Origin of the sequence: uncultured Enorma sp. (assembly GCA_905210055.1) — a bacterium.
Taxonomy (GTDB): Bacteria; Actinomycetota; Coriobacteriia; order Coriobacteriales; family Coriobacteriaceae; genus Enorma.
Genome location: CAJLVH010000118.1, coordinates 1 through 6,090 on the forward strand (window position 1 = coordinate 1; position 6,090 = coordinate 6,090).

Genomic DNA, 6,090 nt, shown 5'->3' on the forward strand with positions numbered 1-6,090 from the left:
GAGCCGTACGTGGAAGGTTCGACCTATCCACTCGCTGCACAGGCCGAGGGCGTCTCGGTTGGATTCCCCTATACCGTGCCCGAAGGCTCGGTGTGGGTGATGGGCGATAATCGCGAGAACTCCGCGGATTCACGCTACTTCGGTGCGGTTTCCGAAGACGACCTTGTCGCTGTCGTCGTGTTACGGTACTGGCCGCTCGACCGGTTCGGCCTCGTGTAGCGAGCGCGCGGCATAGGCCGAACGACGCGCACGATGCCCAGCCGAGAGCTGTGGCACCCTGCGCGGTTGGGTTTTTTCCCGCGCGATTACTTTTCTAACCGCTTTGCACGGCAGCCGTCGTACCATGGGATGGCTTTGCAAATAACCAAGGGGGTACTTGAGGCATGGATGCCACTTCTCAGACATTCCAAGACATCATTCTCACGCTCCAGCGCTACTGGGGGGAGCAGGGCTGCGTCATCATGCAGCCTTACGACTCCGAGGTCGGCGCGGGCACGTTCCACACGGCTACGACGCTGCGCTCGCTCGGCCCTGCGTCCTGGCGCACGTGCTACGCGCAGCCCTGCCGCCGTCCCGCCGACGGGCGCTATGGCGAGAACCCCAACCGCCTGCAGCACTACTACCAGTTCCAGGTATTGCTGAAGCCCTCGCCCGAAAACAGCCAGGAGCTCTACCTCGACTCGCTCAAAGCGATTGGCATCGACCCGGCAGAGCACGACGTCCGCTTCGTCGAAGACGACTGGGAGAGCCCCACGCTCGGCGCCTGGGGTCTTGGCTGGGAGGTGTGGCTGAACGGCATGGAGATCACGCAGTTCACTTACTTCCAGCAGGTGGGCGGCATCGAGGTCGATCCCGTTCCCGTCGAGATCACCTATGGTCTCGAGCGCCTCGCCATGTATGTTCAGGGTGTGGACTCGGTGTATGACCTCGTGTGGAGCTACCTGCCCGACGGTACGCCCATGACCTACGGCGACGTGTTTCTCGAGAACGAGCGCGAGTTCAGCGCTTACAATTTCGAGGTCGCGAACGTCGAGATGATGCGGGGTAAGTTCAACGATTACGAGGCCGAATGCCATGCCTGTCTCGAGGCCGGCCTGCCGCTGCCCGCCTACGACTGCGTTATGAAGTGCAGCCATGCGTTCAACCTGCTCGATTCTCGCGGCGCGCTTTCGGCCGTGGAGCGCGCGAATTACATCCTGCGCGTCCGCACGGTCGCGAAGGCGTGCTGCGAGGCGTACCTCGCTAAGCTCGCTGCCGAGACCCAAGACGCTGCGAATACGGAAGGGGAGGTGGCCTAAGAATGGCCGAGACCCAAAGCTTTTTGTTTGAAATCGGCTGCGAGGAGATGCCTGCGGCACCGCTCATGAACGCGGTGCGCCAGCTTCCCGGCCTGCTTACACGCGGACTCGATGCCGCCGGCCTTGCCTATGGCGATGTCCGTGTCGTGTCCTCGCCGCGCCGCCTGGCGCTGCTTGCGACGGTCGCGACCGAAACCGAAGCGGTGCACGAGGTCAAGCGCGGTCCCGCGGCGAACATTGCTTTCGACGCCGAGGGCGTTCCCACGAAGGCTGCCGAGGGCTTCGCGCGCAAGTGTGGCGTTTCCGCCAACGAGCTCGTGCGTCGCGTGGATACCGATGGTCGCGAGTACGTCTTCGCCGAGAAGGACATCCCCGCGGCTCCCGCGTTGCCGCTCCTCTCGAAGCTCTGCTACGACATCATCGCGAACCTCGAGTGGCCGAACTACCGCAGCCAGCGCTGGGGTTCCACGCACGAGACGTTCGTCCGTCCCATCCGCTGGATCTGCGCCCTCTTGGGCGAGGAGGTCGTGCCCGTGAGCTATGCGGACGTGGTCTCCGGCAACACGACGCGCGGCCATCGCGTGCTCGCCCCCGGTGAGCATGTGGTCGCGAAGCCCGAAGCCTATGAGCAGGTGCTCGAGGCCGGCGGCGTGCTTTCCGAGGAGCGTCGCCGCGCGGTTATCGCCGAGGGCATCGCACGCATCGAGGCTGAGCGCGGCGGTGCGCACGTCGACACGCCGAGGAAGGTGCTCGACGAGGTCGTGAACCTCTGCGAGTGGCCGACGGTGCTCGTGGGCACGTTCGATGAGGAGTTCCTCAACGTCCCGCATGAGATCATCTGTGAGTCCATGCTCTCGAACCAGCGCTATTTCCCCATCTACGACGCGACGGGCGCGCTCACGCGCGAGTTCGTCGTGGTGTCGAACGGACGCCCCGAATGCGCCGAGCGCATCATCGACGGCAACGAGCGCGTCGTGCGTGCCCGTCTCTACGATGCGAAGTTCTTCTACGACGAGGACTTGAAGATTCCGCTCGAAGAGCTCCGTTCCCATCTTGCCGACGTCGCGTTCCAGGAAAAGCTCGGGAGCGTGCTCCAGAAGAGCGAGCGCATCGAGGACCTTTCCCTCGCGATCGCGCACGAGGCGCGCGTGGGGGCGCATGCCGCGAGCGATGCGCAGCGTGCCGCCCACTTCGCGAAGGCTGACCTCGTGAGCTCGGCCGTCATCGAATTCACAAGCCAACAGGGCGTCATGGGCGGCTATTACGCGAAGGCTGCCGGGGAGTCCGACGAGGTTGCCGCCGCGATTCGCGATCATTACCGTCCGCGCTTCGCCGGCGACGAGCTGCCCGAGGGCATCGCCGGATGCATCGTCGCAGTGGCGGACAAGCTCGATACCATCGCCGGCATGTTCGCGATCGGTGAGCCGCCCACCGGCTCAAAGGATCCCTTCGCGCTGCGCCGGAGCGCCATCGGTGTGCTGAACATCTTGCGCGCCCGCCTGGGGTGCGGCTACGAGGAGCTCGTCCAGCCCGCGCTCGAAGCATACGCCGAACAGGGCATCGAGTTCGATATCGACGCGACCAAGGCTGCCGTATGCGCCTTCATCAAGGGTCGCATGGAGCAGATGGCACGCGACGAGGGGCTCGCGCCAGATACCGTTGCTGCCGTTTCCGCTGGCAGCGTCTCCGCTCCTGTGGACTACTTCGCCCTTGCGCACGCGCTCGAGGATGCGCGCCAGGGCGATGCGGAGACGTTCGACAACCTTGCCACCGCCTATGCGCGCGCGAGCCATCTTGCGGATGCTTCGCTCGGGGTCGAGGTTGACGAGGCGCTTATGGGAGCGTCTGAGCGCGCGTTGCTTTCGGCCTCCGACGCTGCTCGTGACGCCGTCGCCCGTGCGCTCGAGAAGAAGGACTTCCCGGCGCTCATCGCCGCGCTCGCTGCGCTGCGTGCGCCTATCGACCGCTTCTTCGACGACGTGATGGTCATGGATGAGGACGTGGTGCTCCGTGAGAATCGCCTGCGCCTGCTCAACCGCTTCGAGGCCGTCTTTGCCGGCGTCGCGAACATCGGCGAGCTTGCGCGCAAGAAATAGCTCGCAATAGGCATCTTGGCGTTTTGGATGGGCTCCGACGTACTACCTGTGGTACGTTGGAGCCCGTCTTAGATTACGTATCTCGGGGAGGTGGGGCGTATGGGACACCATCCGTGCGTTCACGTTATATCCGACTCGCTTGGCGACACTGCCTGCGACGTGGTGCTCGCCGCTGCCGGTCAGTTCCCGGAAGGCTCCATCGCCATCGCTCGCTTGCCCAAGGTCGAGCGCATCGAGCAGGTTGAGGCATATCTCGAGCCGAAAGTCGCGGCGGCGGCTCCGATCGCTGTCTTCCATACCATCGTCGACGAGGCGCTGCGCGGACAGGTGGTCGACCTCCTCGCGCGGCTGCGCGTCCCTTCTGTGGACCTCATGGGGCCTGCGATGGGCGTGCTTTCCGTGCTCACCGGGCTCGTGCCCGCGGGAATCCCAGGCGTCATCCATGAGACGGACGACAGCTACTTCCATCGCATCGAATGCATGGAGTACTTCGTCGAGCACGATGACGGGAGGAACGCGGACGACCTTTCAGGTGCGGATATCGTGCTGCTCGGCATCTCTCGCACTTCGAAGACGCCGCTGTCCATGTACCTCGCCTTCCACGGCTATCATGTTGCGAACATTCCGCTCGCGCTCGGCATGGAACCACCCGCGAGCATCTTCACGGTGGATCCTGCGCGCATCTACGGCCTGCTTTCGACGACGAGCGTCATCCACGATATCCGTGAGCGGAGGTTGAACGACGAGCTTGCCCTCGCCGTCGCTGCGGCATACGCCGACCCCACGCATATCGACGCCGAGCTCGACGCCGCGCGTTCGCTTTATCGGCGCCTGGGTTGCTTCGTGGTGCGTACGGACGGCAAAGCCGTCGAGGAATCCGCGGCCGAGATCATCGCGCACCTCGAGCGCATCCTCGCCGCCCGCGCCTCCCGTTAGCGCGTCACCCTGGGGAGCGTCACTTTGGGCGTCACTTTGGGGACGGGTACGTTTGTGTCGTTTTCAACACTCTGGGGACGGGTACGTTTGTGACGAAAACGACACAAACGTACCCGTCCCCAAAGTGACGCCTCGGCCCCGTCCCCAAAGTGTTGCCCCTGGGGTGACATACAAATCGATGCGAAATATGGCTGAAAACGGTTCTCCATACCGAGCTCATAAGCTGGGAGAACATGAACTGGTATCTTCATAGAGTATCCACTTAGCGAACCGTTCGCCGCCGAAATGGTACCGATAACGATGCTCCACGTCGTCTGCAGGCGGCGGTATGCACCCTTTCGTATAGTTCACGTAAGCCCATCGACCGATGGGCTTTGTCGTACCACGATTCATGGGCATAGCCCATCGGAAGGGGGAGTATCGTGAGCGATACGAAGCGCGTGTACCGGTTTGGCAGCGACGCGGGCGGGGCGGACATCACCGAAGGTGCCTCGAGCATGAACTATACGCTCGGTGGCAAGGGTGCGAACCTCGCAGAGATGTGCCGCATCGGCTTGCCGGTGCCCGGAGGCTACACCATCACCTGCCAGACCTGCATGGAGTATTCGAGTGCGGGAAACGTCTGGCCCGAGGGCGCGTTGGCTGAGATTGAGGAGGCGACGCGCGACCTTGAGGCGCGCATGGGCAAGCGCCTGGGCGACCCACAGGATCCGCTCCTTGTCTCGGTGCGTTCCGGCGCGCCGTTCTCCATGCCGGGCATGATGGACACGGTTTTGAACCTCGGCCTCACGGACGCATCCGCCGAAGGGCTCATCGCTCAGACCGGCGACCCGCATTTCGTATGGGATTCCTATCGCCGCTTCATCCAAATGTTCTCGGATGTCGTCATGGGCGTCGACGGCGATCTCTTCGAGAACGCACTCACCGAGAAGCGCCTCGTCGCAGGTGTGAAGACCGATGCCGAGCTTTCGGCGGATGAGCTGCACGAGCTCGTCGGCGAGTTTAAGCGCATCTTCTGCGAACACGTTTCCGGCGAAGAACATCCCGAGCTCATCCAAAACGGTGCAGTCGCTTTTCCGCAGGATCCATCTATCCAGCTCAAGCTCGCCATCGAGGCCGTTTTCGGCAGCTGGATGAACGAGCGCGCCTGCATTTACCGCAAGGCGAACGGCATCCCCGACGACCTTGGTACCGCGGTGAACGTGCAGGCTATGGCCTACGGCAACAAGGGCGAGACCTCGGCGACGGGTGTCGCCTTCACGCGCAACCCGGCCAATGGCGCACGTGAACGCTACGGTGACTTCTTGGTGAACGCCCAGGGCGAGGACGTCGTTGCGGGTATCCGCAACACGGTGCCTATCCAGAAGCTCGCTGAATACCCGGCGCTCAAGCAAGCCGCCGACGACCTCGAGCGCATCTTCCAGATCCTCGAGAACCACTTCCACGATATGTGCGACATCGAGTTCACCATCGAGCAGGGCAAGCTCTGGATGCTCCAGACGCGCGTGGGCAAGCGCACGGCTACGGCGGCGCTTCGCATCGCGATCGAGATGGTCGAAGAAGGGCTCATCGACAAAGAGACGGCGGTGCGCCGCATCGATCCCGCCCAGCTCGATCAGTTGCTCCACCCGCAGTTCGATACCTCAGCGAAGGTCGAAGTCCTTGCGCGCGGCCTGAACGCAAGCCCCGGTGCGGCCGTGGGCGAGGTCGTGTTCAGCTCCGACGACGCGGTCGCTGCGGCGGCAGAGGGCCGTCCTTGC

General features: G+C 63.5%; 5 protein-coding genes. All 5 read left to right on the forward strand.

Annotation, left to right across the window (positions count from 1 at the left end):
* Positions 1 to 219 (forward strand): signal peptidase I (lepB, locus tag QZ079_RS07445; protein WP_297037139.1); only part of this gene is annotated, 219 nt, incomplete at its 5' end.
* A 164-nt stretch (positions 220 to 383) separates the two neighbouring features.
* Positions 384 to 1,298 carry a glycine--tRNA ligase subunit alpha gene (locus QZ079_RS07450; RefSeq protein WP_297037142.1) on the forward strand — a complete coding sequence of 305 codons (915 nt, stop codon included), beginning with the start codon at positions 384 to 386 and terminating at the stop codon, positions 1,296 to 1,298.
* Between the two features lie 2 nt (positions 1,299 to 1,300).
* On the forward strand, positions 1,301 to 3,394 hold the full coding sequence (gene glyS / locus QZ079_RS07455) for a glycine--tRNA ligase subunit beta (protein WP_297037144.1): 2,094 nt from the start codon (positions 1,301 to 1,303) through the stop codon (positions 3,392 to 3,394).
* A gap of 99 nt (positions 3,395 to 3,493) precedes the next feature.
* Positions 3,494 to 4,330: a pyruvate, water dikinase regulatory protein gene (locus QZ079_RS07460; protein WP_297037147.1), complete on the forward strand. Its 837-nt coding sequence runs from the start codon at positions 3,494 to 3,496 to the stop codon at positions 4,328 to 4,330.
* Between the two features lie 422 nt (positions 4,331 to 4,752).
* A partial coding sequence (locus QZ079_RS07465) for a PEP/pyruvate-binding domain-containing protein (RefSeq protein ID WP_297037151.1) occupies positions 4,753 to 6,090 on the forward strand: 1,338 nt, incomplete at its 3' end.

What these genes read in the sequence shown, in the direction of transcription:
- QZ079_RS07450 (WP_297037142.1), top strand. Translation starts at nt 384, where the DNA reads ATGGATGCCACTTCTCAGACATTCCAAGACATCATTCTCACGCTCCAG.
- glyS (WP_297037144.1), top strand. Translation starts at nt 1,301, where the DNA reads ATGGCCGAGACCCAAAGCTTTTTGTTTGAAATCGGCTGCGAGGAGATG.
- QZ079_RS07460 (WP_297037147.1), top strand. Translation starts at nt 3,494, where the DNA reads ATGGGACACCATCCGTGCGTTCACGTTATATCCGACTCGCTTGGCGAC.